This window comes from Janthinobacterium algoris (assembly GCF_051380935.1).
GTDB lineage: Bacteria > Pseudomonadota > Gammaproteobacteria > Burkholderiales > Burkholderiaceae_D > Janthinobacterium.
On record NZ_JBNYXZ010000008.1, the window covers coordinates 114,535 to 131,417 of the forward strand.

The window sequence follows — 16,883 nt, forward strand, 5'->3', positions numbered from 1 at the left end:
ATACTTTTCATCGAGTCATATTTGATGACGCATTAAACCATGTGCCTCCCAGCGAGGCAAGGACTATCCCATGCCTTCCACACGCCCTGCACGCCCTGCCGCTTCCCCCTTTTCTGCATCATCTTCCGCCCTGCTGGTGGCCGCCATCATCCTGCTGGGCCTGAACCTGCGCCCCATCCTGGCCGCCATCGGTCCTTTGCTTGACAGCATCCAGGCCAGCACGGGCATCAGCAATGCCGATGCGGGCTTGCTGACCACCGTACCCGTGTTCGCCATGGGCGTGTGCGCGCTGGCGGGCGCGCAACTGCAGCGCCGCCTGGGCGTGGCGCGCGGCATCGGCATCGGCATCGCCATCATCGCTGCCGCCTGCGCGCTGCGCTGGCCCTTGCATGGCAGCGGCGGCCTGATCGCCACGGCAGCCCTGGGCGGCCTGGGCATTGCACTGGTGCAAGCCTTGCTGCCAGCCTTCATCAAGCGCCATTTCCCCGCGCGGGCTGGCCAGCTGATGGGGTTTTATACGACGGGCATCATGGGCGGGGCGGCTATTGCCGCCGCGTCCGCCTCGCCGCTGGCGCAGTCGCTGGGCTGGCAGGCGCTGCTGGCCTTGTGGGCGCTGCCTGCCGTGGCCGCCGCTCTGCTGTGGCGCCGCGCGGCCGCTTCGCGCATGGACGTGGCCAGCGGCGCGGGCGCCAGCTTGCCCGTGGGCAGTCGTCGCGCCTGGCTGCTGATGGTGTTTTTCGGCATCGGTACGGGCGCGTACACCCTGGTGCTGGCCTGGCTGCCGCCGTTTTACACGGAACTGGGCTGGAGCGCCGCCGACAGCGGCTTGCTGCTCGGTGGCCTGACCCTGGTGGAGGTGCTGGCGGGACTGGTGATTTCCAGCATTATCCACCGCTACCCCGACCGCCGCATCCTGCTGTTGCCCGTCTTGCTAGCCGTGCTGGCGGGACTGGCTTGCCTGATCGTGGCGCCCGCGCAACTGGCGCTGCCCGCCGTGATCCTGCTGGGCTGCGGCATCGGCGCGCTGTTCCCCCTGTCGCTGATCGTCAGCATGGACCACGTGCATGACCCGGCCAGCGCCGGCGCCTTGCTGGGCTTTGTGCAGGGCGGTGGCTACATCATCGCCAGCAGCATGCCCTTCATTGCCGGCCTGATCCGCCAACACTCATCCAGCCTGGCCCAGGCATGGATGGTGATGGCCGCTGGCGTGGTGGTCTTGCTGCTGATCGCCGTGCGCTTCGCGCCGGGCGGAATGCTGGTCCAGCCGTGCGCCGGCCGCGTATCCTGAGCTGCTATATTGCGCCAACTCGTCAAATCAGGAACCAGCCACGTATGGATATCGTCGACCACTATCTTGCAGGTGTACTCAAGGCATTGCCGCCGGAGCCGTTGGCGGAGCTGGCGCTGGCCAGCGGTGCCAGCGCGGCGCAACTGGCCAGCCTGCGCCTAACGTATCCGCTATGCCCTGACAGCTTGCTGCGCTTGCTGGGCAAGTACAACGGCACTTACTACCAGGAGTATGCCGGCGGCACGGTGCTGGTGTACATGCTGGGCTCGGACGTATTCGAGTATCCGTATTATCTGAGTTCCGTCGAGCAGATACTGGAGGACGGGCAAGTGAACCAGCGCAGCATCGCCGATATCTATGGCCATTACCTGGAAGACGACCCCGGCATCGTCGACGTGCGCATCGACGCCGGCATCAAGCAGGGCCAGCGCCTGTGTTTTTCGCATTGCATGAACAATGGCGGCTCCTCGCGGCTGTATATCGATTTCACGCCCACGGCGTCGGGCACGGTGGGACAGGTCGTGCGCTTCCTGCATGACCCAGACAACTATCAGGTCATCGCCGGCAGTTTCGATGCCTATCTGCAAATGCTGATCGATAACGACTATGCATTCCTGATCGATGAAAATTTTGAATAGCCCAGCCACGCCACCCTCCCTGCTGCCCGCCAACCGCCGCATCGTGCTGTCCGGCGAGGATGCGCTGCGCATCCTGCAAGAGATCGAATTCCTGCTGCAGTCGCTGCATCACATCGGCCGCCATTATTATCCGGACGGCGACGATGACGGCGCCGATGCCCTGCGCCGCGCGCAGTACTGCGCGGAGACGACACGCTTCATCGATGAGCAGCAAGCCACGACGCGCCTGGCGCTGATGCGCAGCATCCTGTCCGCGCCTTTCGACGCCACTTTGGGCGCGGACGAGATGGACGATATCGAGCGCGCCGTCGAGGCATTGCCGCTGTGGCGTGCTCCCGGTGTCTATCATAAAAACTAATTGAAATATAAAAATTGATAGTTTTTCCTGTTCAGAGCGTTTGTGCCGCCGGACGGCCTTACAATGCTAGGTTATGCGTTTTCGTGATATCAGACTGTGGCTAGCGGAAAATACCTAGCTAATTGAAAGAATCGGTCTGATAAAATCCGGAACACCCGATCGACCAAACAGGAAGGCAGCACAGCATGGATTCGTCATCTGATAAAAAAGAAGAATTGCGTCAACAATTGCGCTTGGCCGCACTCGAGTATCACGAGTGCCCGCGCCCCGGCAAAATCAGCGTGACGCCGACCAAACAACTGACCAACCAGCGCGACCTGGCGCTGGCTTACTCGCCAGGCGTGGCGGCACCGTGCGAAGAAATCGTCATCGATCCGGCGAATGCCTATAAATATACGGCGCGCGGCAACTTGGTGGCCGTCATCACCAACGGCACGGCCGTGCTGGGACTGGGCAATATCGGCCCGCTGGCCGCCAAGCCGGTGATGGAAGGCAAGGGCGTGCTGTTCAAGAAATTCGCCGGCATCGACGTCTTCGACATCGAAATCAATGAGATGGACCCGGATAAACTGGTCGATATCATCGCTTCGCTGGAACCTACCTTCGGCGGCGTGAACCTGGAAGACATCAAGGCGCCTGAGTGCTTCTATATCGAGCGCCAGTTGCGCAGCCGCATGAAGATTCCTGTCTTCCATGACGACCAGCACGGTACCGCCATCATCGTCGGCGCGGCCATCCTGAACGGCTTGAAAGCCGTCGGCAAGAAAATCGAGGATTGCAAGCTGGTCGTGTCGGGCGCTGGCGCTGCGGCGCTGGCCTGCCTGGACCTGATCGTCGACCTGGGCTTCCCCCTGAAAAACATCTACGTCACTGACCTGGCCGGCGTGGTCTACAAGGGCCGCACGGAATTGATGGACCCGGACAAGGAACGCTTCGCGCAAGACACGCCGCTGCGCACCCTGGCCGAGATCATCCCGGACGCCGACATTTTCCTCGGCGTGTCCGCCGGCGGCGTGTTGAAACAAGACATGGTGCGCAAGATGGCGCCGAACCCCTTGATCCTGGCGCTGGCCAATCCGAATCCGGAAATCTTGCCGGAAGAAGTCAAGGCCGTGCGCAGCGACGCCATCATCGCCACGGGCCGCTCGGACTATCCGAACCAGGTCAACAACGTGCTGTGCTTCCCGTACATCTTCCGCGGCGCCCTCGATTGCGGCGCCACGACGATCACGCGCGAAATGGAAATCGCCGTGGTGCACGCGATCGCCGACCTGGCGCATGCCGAGCAGTCGGACATCGTGGCCACCACCTACGGTATCAGCAACCTGTCGTTCGGTCCCGAATACCTGATCCCGATGCCGTTCGATCCCCGTCTGCTGATCAAGATCGCGCCAGCCGTCGCCAAGGCGGCCGAGGAATCGGGCGTTGCTACGCGCCCGATCAAGGATTTGCAAGCGTATGCCGACAGCCTGCAGCAATTCGTCTACCGCAGCGGCACCTTCATGAAGCCGCTGTTCTTGAAGGCGAAATCGACGCCGGCCGAACTCAAACGCATCGTCTACGCCGAAGGCGAAGAAGAGCGCGTGCTGCGCGCCGTGCAAGTGGTGGTCGACGAGAAGCTGGCACGCCCCATCCTGGTGGGCCGTCCGCCCGTGCTGGAAGCGCGCATCGAGAAGTTCGGTCTGCGTTTGAAGCAAGGCGCCGATTTCGACGTCATCAACCCGGACTTCGACGAGCGCTATCGCGATTACTGGAATACGTATTACGCCATGACCAGCCGCAAGGGCGTCACCGAGGAGTACGCGAAGCTGGAAATGCGCCGTCGTCACACCTTGATCGGTTCGATGATGATCCACAAGGGCGACGCGGACGGCATGATCTGCGGCACCTTCGGCACCACCCAGCTGCACCTGAAGTACATCGACCAGGTGCTGGGCAAGCGCGCCGGCAGCAATGTCTACGCGGCCATGAACGTGCTCATCATGCCTGAACGCCAGTTGGTGATGGTCGACACGCACGTCAACGAAAACCCGGACGCCGAGCAGGTGGCCGAGATCACCATCATGGCCGCCGAGGAAATGACGCGCTTCGGCCTGTCGCCGCGCGCGGCCCTGCTGTCGCACTCGAACTTCGGTTCCAGCGACAGCGCCTCGGCGCAAAAGATGCGCGCCGCCCTGGCCATCATCAAGGAACGCGCGCCGGACCTGGAAATCGACGGCGAAATGCACGGCGATACGGCTCTCGACAGCAAACTGCGTCAAAAAATCATGCCCCATTCGGCACTGAAGAACGACGCCAACCTGCTCGTCATGCCGAATATCGAATCGGCCAACATCGCCTACAACCTGGTGAAAGTAGCGGCCGGCAATGGTGTCGCGGTTGGCCCTATCCTGCTCGGCTGCGCCAAGCCCGTGCACATCCTGACCCCATCGGCTACCGTGCGCCGCATCGTCAACATGACGGCCCTGTGCGTCGTGGATGCCGTGGCGCAACGCAAAGCGTAAGCGCTAGCTGCTCAGCAAAAGCCGCGTCATCCGCCAGGGTGGCGCGGCTTTTTTCATATCAGTGCGCCATCAGCACCGGTACCGTCATCTGGCGCAGCACGGTTTCCGTCACGCCGCCCAGCAGGATTTCGCGGAAGCGCGCGTGGCCGTAGCCGCCCATCACCAGCAGGCCGGCATGCACTTCGGCTTGATATGGGTCACAAAAACACGGGCGATGGCCGTCTGCAAGGCCATCGCCAGTAAATAGCGATCTATTTGATGTGCATCAAAATGCTTGGCCCACCGCCAGCCATAATGGCATTGAACTCCTTGCCACTTCCAGTGGTCTACATCGGCGTCGGCGGCATCGTGTCGGCACTTCTTTGTGTGACGCAACAACGCTGGTCGTGGCGGGAGTTCACTTAATTGTAGGGCTGCAAGTCCAGCCACACGGCATACGACAGGCGCTTGTCATTCCACAGGCCGCCGCCGCGGATGACGGCGTCGCACGAGGTCAGCTGGCCCACCAGGTTCTGGCGGCCCAGGTTGCGGCGTAGGCGCAGGGCGTCGTTGTGCGACAGGTAGCCGACCAGCTGGGCATCGATGAAGACGGCGATGGCCTTGTCCTGGAACGGATTGGCATCGTCGCAGACGAGCAGGGCCAGGCATTTTTCTTCCGCGTTGCCGGGACCGTGCTCGCCGGCCAGTTTGGCGATGGCGTTCTGGTACATCGATTCGTTTTCCACTTCCGACGCAAAGCGGCCCGTATCGTTCCAGTGGTACGCGGGCGTGCCCGCAGGTATCGCCGGCACGTACTGGCGCACCGAGACGAGCGGCTTGTGCAGCGGTTTGACGGGCGTGCGGCCACTGAAGACGTAGTACAGCAGGGCGATGACGATCACGATGGCAAGCAGGTAAAGCATGGTATCTCTCTGATTTCTAAGGGGGAGCCGGTGGCGCGGGCACGCCGCGCGGCATTGCCGCTACTATAGCAAGTTCGCCGCCTGGTCCCGGGTAAATCTGGCCATGATCCGGCGTCGGCGCCGCAGCGTCAGCGGGTCGCTCAGCACGATGGGCGAGGCGCCCGTCAAGCCAGAATAATACTGGCCGTGCCGGCGCAGGACGATGACATAGTCGCGCAGTGCGTGGCCTTGCACCAGCATGCGCGCGTCGCAATCGACCTCGATGGCAAAGCGCAGCCGGTGCAACTGCCACCACAGGGGCAGGTTCCACGGCATGAGAATAATCAAGGCATGCGCCAGGGCCAGCCATTGCGGATCGCGCGCGGCCAGCCGGCATTGTTCGTGCGCCAGCAGCAGCGCCTGTTGCTGGGGTGGAATCAGTCGCAGCCAGACGGGCATCACGATGCGCGGCCGCAGCAGCCCCGCCACGCAGGGGCCGATGCCGCCGCTGAGGAATACGGGCGTACCCAGCAAGGTGGTTTTTTGCCAGCGGCGCTGGTGCGACAGCAGCCAGACGCTGCGCAGCGCCAACAGCAGCAGCATGCCCACCGACAAGACAAACCCGCCCAGTTTCAGCTGCGCCTGTTCCGCCGGCATGACCGCCAGCACGCCGGGCAGCCATGCCAGCGCTAGCAGCACGGAGGCGGCGATGGCCGCCAGCCACAGCCAGCGCGTCGTGCGTCCGCGCCGCTGCAGCAAGCGCTCGGTTCGCCAGGCGGCAGCGCTCAACAGCAGCGCCAGCGCCAGGGTGCATAGCAGCCAGGCCGGCATCGGGCGCCTAGCGTTTCAGCGCCATGCCGACCGAGGCGGGCGCCGTGTGCTGAAAACCGAACTGCGCGTACAGGTCTTGCGCCTGGCCATCGGCGATCAGGCTGATATACGCGCTTTCCGGCACCTCCGTCTCGATGAATTGCATGATCTCGCGCATGATCAGCTTGCCCAAGCCCTTGCCCTGGTGGGCCGGCAGCACGGCGATATCGACCACCTGGAAGAAGCAGCCGCCATCGCCGATGACCCTGCCCATGCCCACCACGGTGTCGCCGTGCAGCACTTGCACGGCAAACAGGGAGTGTGGCAAGCCCTTGGCCGCCGCTTCCGTGGTTTTCGCGCTCAGGCCGGCGGCAACGCGCAGTTGCTGGTAGGTGGCGATGGTGGGAATGGCCAGGCGGGTGGTGTAGGGCGATGTTGCGGTCAAGGCGCTCTCCTGTAGAAATAGTTTGGAGCGGCAATTATAGGCGGCGATGCTGTTACGGGGCGGTACGCTTTATTTGTCGCGGGTATTCTGTCCGGGCGTCTTTTGCGCTATGGTGGCGTCATTCCTATATCTGTTGAAAGCACGCCATGTCCGCAGGATTTACCGCCACCGAGTTTTCCGTTATCAATGAAGACGACGCCCTGATCACCACCCTGGCTGCGCCAGCCGGCAAAGGCGAGCCCGTCTACCTGATGCTGCAGCGCGCCGAGGAATACGACGAGCAGGATGTGGCCATGGGCATGGACGAACCCTACATCGAATACGGCGGCCAGGAATTTGCCTGGTATGGCCACATGCACGCCGTGATCCTGCATCCGAACCGCTTGTCCGTGCAGATGGATGCCGAGGCCGCCATGCAGATGGATGACGACGGCCAGATTGACGTGCGTTTTAACTTGACGCCGGAGCGCTACGCCCAGCTGCAGCAGGCGCTGCGCACCACGTTTGAAGGCTGCGATTACTATCGTGAGGAACGTTGATTTGCGCGCACGGCAATAGCCAGGGTGTGGGTTATGCTCGATAGCTGGTCTTGACTGCAGGAGAAGACGATGACGGTGTTGATACTCGGATTGCTGCTGTTCCTGGGCTTGCACTCGGTGCGCATCGTCGCCGACGGCTGGCGTAGCGCCCAGCTGGCGCGCCTCGGTGAAAAACGCTGGAAGGGGCTGTATTCGCTCGTGGCGTTTGCCGGATTGGGCCTGATCATCTGGGGCTACGGCCTGGCACGCCAGCAAGCGCTGGTCGTGTGGACGCCGCCCATGGGCTTGCGCCACGCCAGCGGCCTGCTGATGCTGTTCTCGTTGATTTTATTGGCGGCGGCCAATGTGCCGCGCAACCGCATCAAGACTCTGGTGCACCACCCCATGCTGCTGGGTACGCAACTATGGGCCGTGGCGCATCTGCTGGCCAACGGCAACGTGGCCGACGTGCTGCTGTTCGGCGGCTTCCTCGTCTGGTCGCTGGTCGACCTGTATGCCGCCGTGCAGCGCGACCGCGCGGCTGGCGTCGCGTACCAAGGCGGCACCGTGCAAGGCACCTTGATCGCCATCGTCGCTGGCTGTGCGCTGTGGCTGCTGCTGGCATTCTGGCTGCATGGCGTGTTGTTTGGCGTGCGGCCGTTTGGATAGCCGGACGGGCGCAAGCGCAACGCCGTGCGCTTCAGTATTATTCTGCGGAGTGGGTAGGGGAAGGCGGGGCCGGAGGGCAGGCAGGGGGGGCTAGGCTGTTGCTGCTGTCTTGCCTTCCTGCATGCATTAAACGATGCACTGGCGCTTCTTTAGGATTAAGAAACCTTCTTCCTGAACAGGTACCGTGGGAACAGTTTTGACTTCCCCCCGGCGTGACCGACACTTCAGTACAGTTTGAAGATCTAAAATGCACCTATCGCTCGGTTGTCCATGCAATGGCTTCTACCTGAGTACTAAATGTTTCGGATTCACGGGTGCCGAGCACGGCGATTTATGCGCGCCAGCCGCCTGAACGTTTTCGGAATGATGCCATGATTTTTCCAATTTGGCGTAATCAAGGCGTAAATCTGGCGTAACGCCTATTACTTTTTATCAGGTTTAATCGCTAGTGTTCGGATTGAATAGACAAGAAAAAAGCCACTAAACCCTTGATTTTATTGGATTTAGTGGCTTTATCTGTACTTTTTCGATGTGTTCTGTGGTGCCGGGAGCCGGAATCGAACCGGCACGCTGTTTCCAGCGCGGGATTTTGAGTCCCGTGCGTCTACCTATTCCGCCATCCCGGCAACGCGAGACGCATTATCACTGATTTGTCACAATCTGGCAAGTTTTATGCTTGGCGTGTGTTTTGCACAAGTGTTGAGAATCTTTGAATACGTCGATTCCAGCGCAAGAAGCGGAGTGCAGCGCGTGGACAGCCGTCCTATGGTGTTCCTTCACTATCTGGAGGGATATCCCATGCAACAATTAGAAAACAAGGTCGCCATCATCACGGGCGCCAGTTCGGGCATCGGCTATGCGGCGGCGCAGCTGTTCGCCCGCCATGGCGCGCGGCTGGTGCTGGTGGCGCGGCGGCGGAAGGAGCTCGACGCGCTGGTGGCGCAGCTGGCGGACGGCGGCGCGCAAGCCGTGGCCTGTATCGGCGATGTGGGCGATGCGGCGTGCGCGCAAGGGGCCGTGGCGCTGGCGCTGCAACGCTTTGGCGGCCTCGATATCGCCTTTAATAATGCGGGCACCCTGGGTCCCATGGGGCCCACGCCGGAGGTTGCCCTGGAAGACTGGCGAGCGGCGATCAATACCAATCTCACCAGTGCCTTCCTGGCGGCCAAGTACCAGCTGCCCGCCATGGCGGCGCGTGGCGGCGGCTCGCTGATCTTCACATCGACCTTTGTCGGCCATACGCTGGGCATGCCCGGCATGGCGGCATATGCGGCCAGCAAGGCGGGCTTGATCGGCTTGACGAAGGCGCTGGCGGTGGAGTGCGGCGCGGCGGGCATCCGCGTGAATGCCTTGCTGCCGGGCGGCACCGATACGCCGTTGGGGCGCACGGTGGCCGCCACGCCCGAGGCGCTGGCCTTCGTGGCGGGCTTGCATGCATTGAAGCGCCTGGCCACGCCGGACGAGATCGCCCTTTCTGCGCTGTACCTGGCATCCGATGCCTCCAGCTTTACCACCGGTACGGCGCTGCTGGCCGATGGCGGCGTGTCTATCACGCGGACGTAACAACAGCGGCAGAAATGCCGACGGCCCGGGGATGAGCCGGGCCGTCGGTGTCTTGCAGCTTGCGCTACATCAAGCTCAGTTATGCACCGAGTTCAGCTGGCGCGCGATGATGTCGTGGTTCAGCCAGATGACGGGGGCTTGCGGCTCCGACATGGCGTGGAACATCAGCGGACCCGTGCCTTCCAGGACCAGCGAGCTCAGGTGGTCGGTGATCAGTTCCTTGCGGTCCTTGTGCAGCTTGGTGATGTCGTCCGAGGTGCCGATCATGACCTCGGCCAGCTCTGGCGTGTTGTCCATCGGCCAGGCGGCGAAGTTGCGGAACTGCACGCTGGTGGCGTCGCCGTTGTAGGCGGCGATACGGTCCAACAAGTCTTGCAGCGAGACGCCGTCTGCCAGCAAGCCCTGGCAGATTTTCCATTGCTCTTCGGCCCAGGCGCCGCCACCTTCTTTTTTCAGCGCGTCGAGCAGGGGGAACAAGGACAGTTCCACGCCGGCGAAAATGTCCGACGAGTTGGTGCGGATTTCCGGGCAGTTGAACACGGTCGCCTTGATGCCTTTTTCCCACGCGGCCTTGGCCACGTTTTCCAGGCGCTTCTTGGCCAGGCCTTGCGTGTAGTTGCTATACGTTTGCCACTGGTATTTACCGTCGATCAAGATCTCGGTGCCGTGGTAGCCGTAGGCGCTGTAGCGCACCTGGCCGCCCGTTTGCTCGATGCGGGCGCGGATGGCGGCGCTGCCGTCGATCAGGTGCTGCAGGGTGTTGGCAGTGACTTCGTCGAAGTTCATCAGGATCAGCTTGCCCAGATCGCTGTCGAGCAGGGCGCGCGAAGACATGAAGCGCTCGCCGCGGCCCTTGTAGATGCGGTTGGCAATCGCCAGGAAGACTTTGACTTTTGGAATGCCGCCGGCCATGGTGTGGGCGAAATACACATTGCTGCCGTCAGGAATCAGGCTGTCGAGCTCGGCCATGGCTTTTGCCACGGAGGCGCTGAAGCGGGCGATGCCGGCTTCGCGGCAGCGTTCGATCTGCGCCCAGTCCAGCTTGTCTTCTTGCCAGCTTTTCAGGGTCATGTCGGCCAGCAGGGCCGTCGGGGTCGGCTCGCCGGCTGGCGCGTCGAGGTCGAAACCGGCCATCAGCGGCACATTGATGATGCGGCCGCCCAGGTTGGCTTCGGCTTCGGCCAGCTCTTCCGCGTTCAAGGGCCGCAGCGCCATGTTTTCATCGCGGCGGCCGACCGTCATGCCGACGATATGCATGCCCGCCTTGCGCGCTTCGTCCAGCAAGCCATTCACATAGCCGCGGCCGAACAGCTCGCCGAACAGCACAAAGGTGTCGCCCTTGCGGAAGATATTTTTTTGCGGGATGTCTCTTAAGGACGTAATCTCGGTCATGGTGTCAATTCATTCAAAAATTAGCAGGGCAGACGGCTAGTGCTACTGCCTGCTGGTTCAACATAGTGTTAAATTATGCGCCATTTCAGGTGGCAAAATCGTTTTGCGAACGATTCTCGTCTGGAACGGCATCTTCTTCTGGTGGTACAGCTCTTATTCTTTCGCCATGGCGTATTTTACGCTGCCGCCGCGCACAGCGCCTGCGACAAGCTTGTGCCGGCGCCGATATTACCTCAGCTTGGCCGTGCCGGTCAGCAAAATTGATGTGGAGCCTGTCTCAACAGATGAATACATCTCCTGCTGGCGCACCTCAAAAGCGGGGACTGCGTTGATCGTCGTTGCGTGGCTTGCCACGCTGCCTCCTCACGCCTTGTCCGCGCTTCCGATGAGCTGCCAGCAGAAGACGCTCCCTATTGAAACAGGCTCTCAAAACAAATCCTGCTGGCCGGACACGAGGCGTGAAAAATCATCGCCCAGGAAGGGCAATATCGCGTCGGCCACCGGTTGCAGCTGGCGCGTCAGGTAGTGGTGGTAGTCGATGGGCGAACGCTGCGTTTCCAGCGGTTCCGGCCCCGCCACTGTGATTACATAGCTGATCCAGCCGCCGTTCTGGTATTGCAGCGGCCGGCCCTGCGCCAGATTGTAGGCATCGGCTGTGCGCGCCGCGCGCACATGGGGCGGCACGTTGCGCTGGTAGTCGCCGAGGGGGCGGCGCAATCGCTTGCGGTAGACCAATAAGGCGTCGCATTCGCCGCGCACGGTGCGCGCCACGTAGTCGCGCACATAGTCCTGGTAGGCGGCGCGCTGGAAAATGCGCCGGTATAACTCTTGCTGGAATTGCTGCGCCAGCGGCGTCCAGTCACTGCGCACCGTTTCCAGGCCCTTGTAGACCATCTCTTCGCTGCCGTCGGGCTTGCCCACCAGGCCCGCGTAGCGCTTCTTGCTGCCTTCTTCCGAGCCGCGGATGGTGGGCATCAGGAAGCGCCGGTAGTGCGTCTCGAATTCCAGCTCCAGTGCATTCTCCAGTCCGAATTCCTCGCGCAAGTAGGTATTCCACCAAGCATTCACATGCGCCACCAGGGCGCGGCCGATCTTGCCCGCCGCTTCGTCGTTATGCGCCGTTTTCAGCCACACGAAGGTGGAATCCGTGTCGCCATAAATCACTTGATAACCTTGCTCGGTAATCAGCTCGCGCGTGCGGTGCATGATGTCGTGGCCGCGCAAGGTGATCGACGAGGCCAGGCGCGGGTCGAAGAAGCGGCAGCCGCTCGAGCCCAGCACGCCATAGAACGCGTTCATGATGATTTTTAACGCTTGCGACAGCGGCGCGTTGCGTTCGCGCTTGGCCGCCTCGCGTCCCTGCCACACCTGTTCCACGATGGCCGGCAGGCAATGTTTCATGCGGGAAAACTGCGCGCCCCGGTAGCCGGGCACGGTATCGGCTTCGTCGCCGCTGGTGCCTGCCACCAGGCCCACCGGATCGATCAAAAAGGTGCGGATGATGGACGGGTACAGGCTTTTATAGTCGAGCACCAGCACGGAGTCGTACAGGCCCGACTGGGAATCCATGACGAAGCCGCCCGGGCTGTTTTCGCCGGAGATATCGCCCAGGTTGGGCGCCACGTAGCCCTGCCGGTGCATCAGCGGCAAATACAGGTGTTCGAAGGCGGCCACGGAACCACCGCTGCGGTCGGCCGCCAAGCCCGTCACGCTGGCCCGTTCCAGCAAAAAGGTCAGCAACTCGGTCTTGGCGAAGATGCGCGTGACCAGTTCGCAATCCTTGAGGTTGTAACGCGCCAGCGCCGGTTTGTCCTCGCGGAAACGCCGGTCGATCTCGGCCATGCGCTGGTAGGGATTGTCGATGGACTTGCCTTCACCGACGAGCGTTTGCGCCACGTTTTCCAGGCTGAATGAAGAAAAATTCCACGTCGCCGACTTCAATGCCTCGATGCCGTCGATGATCAAACGGCCCGCGGCGGCGGCAAAATAGTGTTCCTGCTTGCCGCCATGTTCGCGCCATTCCATGACGGCGCCATTGCGTCCCAGCCGTAAGGGAATGTGATAGCGCTCGGCATGTTCCTTGAGCACGCGCAAGTCGAACTGCACCAAGTTCCAGCCGATGATGGCGTCCGGATCGTATAGGTCCATCCACGTGTTCAGGCGTTCGAGGATCTGTGCGCGGCTGTCGCAGTATTCGAGGTCGAAGTCCAGTGTTTCAGCGCCGCCGTTGGGCGGCCCCAGCATGTACACCTGGCGCTGGCCGCAGCCTTCCAGCGCCAGCGAATACAGCTCGCCGTACGCCGTCGTCTCGATATCGAGCGATACCAGTTTCAAGCTGGGGCGATAGCCGGGCGCCGGCCTCAGCTGCACTTCTTGCAGGGTTTCTCCGCAGAACGACACCGGCGCCGTAATAAAACGCTCCATCAGATAGCGCTCGGGCGGGCGGATGTCGGCTTCGTACACGTCGACGCCGTGCGCGCGCAACTGTTTTTCCAGCTTCAGCAAATGCCGGTATTGCTTGCAGTACAGCCCCAGCACGGGGCGATGGTGGAAATCGCACAGCGACAGGGGCCGCAGCTCGGCGTGGCGCTCGCCGCGCAGCAGCAGCTCCGCCTGCTCGCGCTGCTCCATGGGAAGGAAGGCAACGGCCGTCTGCACGGGCAGGCGCACGTGGCGGGGCCCGGCGTCCGTTGCCAGCCAAAAATCGACTTCCGTGCCGGCGCTGGTGTCGCGCCAGTGGCGGGTCAGGATGAAGCCCTGTTCGAGGGTGTGCCGCGCGTTGCCTGTCATGGTGCCGTGAGTGTCTGGTGTGCTGGCCTGCACATTACAGCAAGCTGACGCAGGGCGGGGGCGCTTGCGGCTATAATTTTCAGCATCAAAGACGATAACAAGAGCGCGTCGCGCCACACACCCTGGAGACAGCATGCAAGCAATCAGTTATGTACACGGTGCCCACGAGACGCCGTTGATCGGCGAAACGATAGGCGCCTACCTGGACGGTGTCGCCGCCCGCTACGGCCAGCACGATGCCCTGATCGTGGCGCACCAGAACGTGCGCTGGACCTATTTGGAATTCCAGCGCCGCGTACACCGCCTGGCAGCCGGCTTGCTGAAGCTGGGCTTGCAGCCGGGTGACCGGGTCGGCATCTGGTCGCAAAATTGCGCCGAATGGGTACTGACCCAGTTCGCCACGGCGAAGGCCGGATTGATTATGGTCAACATCAACCCAGCCTACCGGCGCTCGGAACTCGAATACGTGCTCGACAAGGTGCAATGCAGCGCGCTGATCCTGTCGCCCAGCTTCAAGTCCAGCGACTACCTGGCCATCGTGCAGGACGTGGTGCCGGAAATCGCCCGTTCGCGCGCCGGCGCCCTGCAGTCGCCGCGCCTGCCGCAATTGCGCCACGTCATCCGCCTGGGTGCGGCCGCTACGCCCGGCATGCACAACTTCGACGCCTTGATGGAGGGTATCTCCGACGTCGACCTGGCGCACTTGGCCGAAGTGAGTGCTACCGTGCAGTTTGACGACGCCGTCAACATTCAGTTCACGTCCGGCACCACGGGCGCGCCGAAGGGCGCCACCCTGACGCACCACAATATCCTGAACAACGGCTTTTTCATCGGTGTAGCGATGCGCCTGACGCAACACGACCGCTTGTGCATTCCCGTGCCCCTGTACCACTGCTTCGGCATGGTGTTGGGCAACCTGGCCTGTGTCACGCATGGCGCGGCCATGGTGTTTCCCGGCGAAGGCTTCGACCCGAAAGCCGTGCTGGAAACCGTGCAGGCCGAGCGCTGCACGGGCTTGCATGGCGTGCCCACCATGTTCATCGCTATCCTCGATCATCCTGATTTCAAGCAATACGATTTATCCAACTTGCGCACCGGCATCATGGCCGGCTCGCCGTGTCCGACGGAAGTCATGACGCGCGTCATCGAATTGATGCACATGGCAGAAATCACGATTGCGTATGGCATGACGGAAACGTCGCCTGTCAGCTTCCAGACCGCGATCGACGACCCGCGCGAAATGCGCGTCTCATCCATCGGTCGCGTCCATCCGCACCTAGAAGTGAAAATCATCGATGCGGAAGGGCGCATTGTGCCGCGTGGCGAAAAGGGCGAATTGCTCACGCGCGGCTATTCCGTGATGCAGGGCTACTGGGGCGACCCTGAAAAAACAAATGAGTCCATCGACGCGGCGCGCTGGATGCACACGGGCGACCTGGCCGTGATCGATGCCCATGGCTTTTGCAGCATCGTCGGCCGCTCGAAAGACATGGTCATCCGTGGCGGCGAAAACATCTACCCGCGCGAAGTCGAGGAATTCCTGTACCGCCACCCGAGCGTGCTCGACGTGCAATGCGTGGGCGTGCCGGATGCCAAGTATGGCGAAGAGTTGTGCGCCTGCATCATCTTGCGTCCGGGCACGCAGGCCACCAGCGAGGATATCCGTGCCTTTTGCGACGGGCAGATCGCCTATTACAAGATTCCCCGCTATGTGCGCTTCGTCGAGGCGTTCCCCATGACGGTGACGGGCAAGATCCAGAAATACCTGCTGCGCCAGCAGGTGGCCACGGATCTGGGCCTGAGCGTGGAATAAGTTTTTCTCCAGCACATAAAAAAACACCGGGACGCTTGCGCGGCCCGGTGTTTTTTTATTGGTTCGGCGTGAAGCTCAGGCCATTTGTGCTTGCGGTGCGCGTGCCGGGGTGCGGCGGCGCATGAACGCCAGCAAGCCCAGACCGGCCAGCAGCATGGCGTAGGTGCCTGGCTCCGGCACGGCCGAGACGTTGACCGTATTGAAGCCGGCGCCGTTCATCGAGACGTGGCCGTAATTGATCGAGCTGACCGAATTGGCGACCAGCGTGCCGTTCATACTGCCCGAACCGGAAAACGCGCTGTTTGGCGCCAGGATGCTGCCGTTGATGCCGACGTTGTTCAGGCTGGTGGTGGTGGCGTTGGCGAAGTTCAGCAGCGTGCGGTTGGCGAAACTGCCGAAATTGTCGAAGCCGCCGCTCATGGTGATGTTGGTAGCCGTGCCGTTGATGATGATGCTGGCCGTGCTTTTCAGCGACGATACGTCCAGGGTCAGGTTATGCAGGTCGTTCGCAGCGATGGTAAAGACATTTACGTCGGCGTTGACGTCGCCCACCAGCTTGAAGCCGCCGTATTGCGAGATCACGGTGCCGTTCGATTGCAGCTTGGCCACGTCGCCCGACAGGGTCGTCAATTGCTGCTTGGCGCCCGCGAAGTCCAGGGTGGACGCGTTGCCTTTGCTGATGTTGTTAGTTGGGAACCATTGTGGTGCCGTCAGGGTGGCGTTGGGGTTGCTGACGCCATACACGGCCGAACCGCTGAGCGTGCCCCAGCCCGTGTTCAGGTTGCCGCCAGCAACGACCGAATTGACGGCGCTGCCTGGTTTTTTGTTCGTGCCAACGTTGTAGTTGTTCAGGTAGATATTGCCGCCAGCAGCAATGCTGCCACCGACGCTGGTGAAGCCGCTGGCGCCGCTGCTGCCGATGTTGCCGAAGATAAAGGCCGAGTAGCCATTGGCGACGCCGAGGTCAATCACGGTGGCCTGGGCAGTAGCGCTGAAGGAGAAGGCGAACAGGGCGGCGCTGATGAGCGGCAAGGTGCGGGTGCTAAATAATTTCATGGACAATCTCATAGTGAATTGGGGGACGAATAGGGCGGGAATGCAAGACACCGCCATCGCGCAGCCAGCTATTATAATCTAAAAAACAATTTTAGTTCAATTTAGGTAATTAACTATATTTTTAGGCAACACTTTTCCTGTCGTCCGTGACTGTTTGG

General features: G+C 61.7%; 14 protein-coding genes, 1 tRNA gene and 1 pseudogene. 8 read left to right on the forward strand and 8 right to left on the reverse strand.

Translation table 11 applies throughout. The features are described 5' to 3' along the window. Positions 1–70: 70 nt before the first annotated feature. The 4 genes from ACQ4W7_RS13820 (at position 71) to ACQ4W7_RS13835 (ending at position 4,788) form a co-directional block, all read left to right on the forward strand. Positions 71–1,288, forward strand: coding sequence for an MFS transporter (locus ACQ4W7_RS13820; protein WP_436531149.1), 1,218 nt, complete (start codon positions 71–73; stop codon positions 1,286–1,288). A 44-nt stretch (positions 1,289–1,332) separates the two neighbouring features. Then, complete coding sequence (locus tag ACQ4W7_RS13825; RefSeq protein WP_436531151.1) at positions 1,333–1,926, forward strand: SMI1/KNR4 family protein; 594 nt, start codon at positions 1,333–1,335, stop codon at positions 1,924–1,926. Next, positions 1,919–2,284 (forward strand): hypothetical protein, encoded by a 366-nt coding sequence (locus tag ACQ4W7_RS13830; protein ID WP_436531153.1) that lies wholly within the window; start codon positions 1,919–1,921, stop codon positions 2,282–2,284. The genes ACQ4W7_RS13825 and ACQ4W7_RS13830 overlap by 8 nt, the downstream gene beginning before the upstream one ends. Before the next feature lie 185 nt (positions 2,285–2,469). Next, positions 2,470–4,788 carry an NADP-dependent malic enzyme gene (locus ACQ4W7_RS13835; RefSeq protein WP_426071890.1) on the forward strand — a complete coding sequence of 773 codons (2,319 nt, stop codon included), beginning with the start codon at positions 2,470–2,472 and terminating at the stop codon, positions 4,786–4,788. A gap of 58 nt (positions 4,789–4,846) precedes the next feature. Here ACQ4W7_RS13835 and ACQ4W7_RS13840 read toward each other — a convergent pair. The 4 genes and pseudogenes from ACQ4W7_RS13840 to ACQ4W7_RS13855 form a co-directional block, all read right to left on the reverse strand. After that, positions 4,847–4,966 (reverse strand): annotated as a pseudogene (locus ACQ4W7_RS13840) (universal stress protein); the annotation flags it as partial. A 223-nt stretch (positions 4,967–5,189) separates the two neighbouring features. Continuing rightward, the gene (locus tag ACQ4W7_RS13845; RefSeq protein WP_436531155.1) at positions 5,190–5,690 is read right to left on the reverse strand and encodes a hypothetical protein; all 501 of its coding nucleotides are present in this window, start codon (positions 5,688–5,690) and stop codon (positions 5,190–5,192) included. 63 nt (positions 5,691–5,753) lie between these two features. After that, positions 5,754–6,500, reverse strand: a complete 747-nt coding sequence (locus ACQ4W7_RS13850) for a M56 family metallopeptidase (protein WP_436531157.1) — start codon at positions 6,498–6,500, stop codon at positions 5,754–5,756. 7 nt (positions 6,501–6,507) lie between these two features. After that, entirely contained in the window at positions 6,508–6,924 is a 417-nt protein-coding gene (locus tag ACQ4W7_RS13855; protein WP_426071893.1) for a GNAT family N-acetyltransferase, read from the reverse strand. 146 nt (positions 6,925–7,070) lie between these two features. On the opposite strand from ACQ4W7_RS13855, the gene ACQ4W7_RS13860 reads away from it, so the two are divergent. Continuing rightward, entirely contained in the window at positions 7,071–7,463 is a 393-nt protein-coding gene (locus ACQ4W7_RS13860; protein WP_436531159.1) for an Imm10 family immunity protein, read from the forward strand. A 69-nt stretch (positions 7,464–7,532) separates the two neighbouring features. After that, positions 7,533–8,111, forward strand: a complete 579-nt coding sequence (locus ACQ4W7_RS13865; RefSeq protein ID WP_426071894.1) for an NnrU family protein — start codon at positions 7,533–7,535, stop codon at positions 8,109–8,111. Between the two features lie 539 nt (positions 8,112–8,650). Here ACQ4W7_RS13865 and ACQ4W7_RS13870 read toward each other — a convergent pair. Beyond that, positions 8,651–8,737, reverse strand: a tRNA-Leu gene (locus tag ACQ4W7_RS13870). 172 nt (positions 8,738–8,909) lie between these two features. Here ACQ4W7_RS13870 and ACQ4W7_RS13875 point away from each other — a divergent pair. Next, the gene (locus ACQ4W7_RS13875; RefSeq protein ID WP_426071895.1) at positions 8,910–9,674 is read left to right on the forward strand and encodes an SDR family oxidoreductase; all 765 of its coding nucleotides are present in this window, start codon (positions 8,910–8,912) and stop codon (positions 9,672–9,674) included. 75 nt (positions 9,675–9,749) lie between these two features. Here the strand turns inward: ACQ4W7_RS13875 and ACQ4W7_RS13880 are convergent, their stop codons facing one another. Both ACQ4W7_RS13880 and ACQ4W7_RS13885 read right to left on the reverse strand, forming a co-directional pair. Continuing rightward, positions 9,750–11,066, reverse strand: a complete 1,317-nt coding sequence (locus ACQ4W7_RS13880; RefSeq protein ID WP_426071896.1) for an enoyl ACP reductase FabMG family protein — start codon at positions 11,064–11,066, stop codon at positions 9,750–9,752. Positions 11,067–11,492: 426 nt separating this feature from the next. Next, positions 11,493–13,856, reverse strand: coding sequence for a DNA polymerase II (locus ACQ4W7_RS13885; protein WP_436531162.1), 2,364 nt, complete (start codon positions 13,854–13,856; stop codon positions 11,493–11,495). Positions 13,857–13,989: 133 nt separating this feature from the next. Here ACQ4W7_RS13885 and ACQ4W7_RS13890 point away from each other — a divergent pair, with 133 nt between their 5' ends. After that, on the forward strand, positions 13,990–15,669 hold the full coding sequence (locus tag ACQ4W7_RS13890) for an AMP-binding protein (protein WP_436531164.1): 1,680 nt from the start codon (positions 13,990–13,992) through the stop codon (positions 15,667–15,669). A 75-nt stretch (positions 15,670–15,744) separates the two neighbouring features. Here ACQ4W7_RS13890 and ACQ4W7_RS13895 read toward each other — a convergent pair whose 3' ends face one another. After that, complete coding sequence (locus ACQ4W7_RS13895) at positions 15,745–16,725, reverse strand: choice-of-anchor A family protein (RefSeq protein WP_436531166.1); 981 nt, start codon at positions 16,723–16,725, stop codon at positions 15,745–15,747. Positions 16,726–16,883 lie beyond the last annotated feature (158 nt).

Excerpts from the sequence above, each read along its gene's own strand:
- ACQ4W7_RS13820 (WP_436531149.1), top strand. The coding sequence starts at position 71 with ATGCCTTCCACACGCCCTGCACGCCCTGCCGCTTCCCCCTTTTCTGCA.
- ACQ4W7_RS13825 (WP_436531151.1), top strand. The coding sequence starts at position 1,333 with ATGGATATCGTCGACCACTATCTTGCAGGTGTACTCAAGGCATTGCCG.
- ACQ4W7_RS13835 (WP_426071890.1), top strand. The coding sequence starts at position 2,470 with ATGGATTCGTCATCTGATAAAAAAGAAGAATTGCGTCAACAATTGCGC.
- ACQ4W7_RS13845 (WP_436531155.1), bottom strand. The coding sequence starts at position 5,690 with ATGCTTTACCTGCTTGCCATCGTGATCGTCATCGCCCTGCTGTACTAC.
- ACQ4W7_RS13850 (WP_436531157.1), bottom strand. The coding sequence starts at position 6,500 with ATGCCGGCCTGGCTGCTATGCACCCTGGCGCTGGCGCTGCTGTTGAGC.
- ACQ4W7_RS13860 (WP_436531159.1), top strand. The coding sequence starts at position 7,071 with ATGTCCGCAGGATTTACCGCCACCGAGTTTTCCGTTATCAATGAAGAC.
- ACQ4W7_RS13865 (WP_426071894.1), top strand. The coding sequence starts at position 7,533 with ATGACGGTGTTGATACTCGGATTGCTGCTGTTCCTGGGCTTGCACTCG.
- ACQ4W7_RS13875 (WP_426071895.1), top strand. The coding sequence starts at position 8,910 with ATGCAACAATTAGAAAACAAGGTCGCCATCATCACGGGCGCCAGTTCG.
- ACQ4W7_RS13880 (WP_426071896.1), bottom strand. The coding sequence starts at position 11,066 with ATGACCGAGATTACGTCCTTAAGAGACATCCCGCAAAAAAATATCTTC.
- ACQ4W7_RS13885 (WP_436531162.1), bottom strand. The coding sequence starts at position 13,856 with ATGACAGGCAACGCGCGGCACACCCTCGAACAGGGCTTCATCCTGACC.
- ACQ4W7_RS13890 (WP_436531164.1), top strand. The coding sequence starts at position 13,990 with ATGCAAGCAATCAGTTATGTACACGGTGCCCACGAGACGCCGTTGATC.
- ACQ4W7_RS13895 (WP_436531166.1), bottom strand. The coding sequence starts at position 16,725 with ATGAAATTATTTAGCACCCGCACCTTGCCGCTCATCAGCGCCGCCCTG.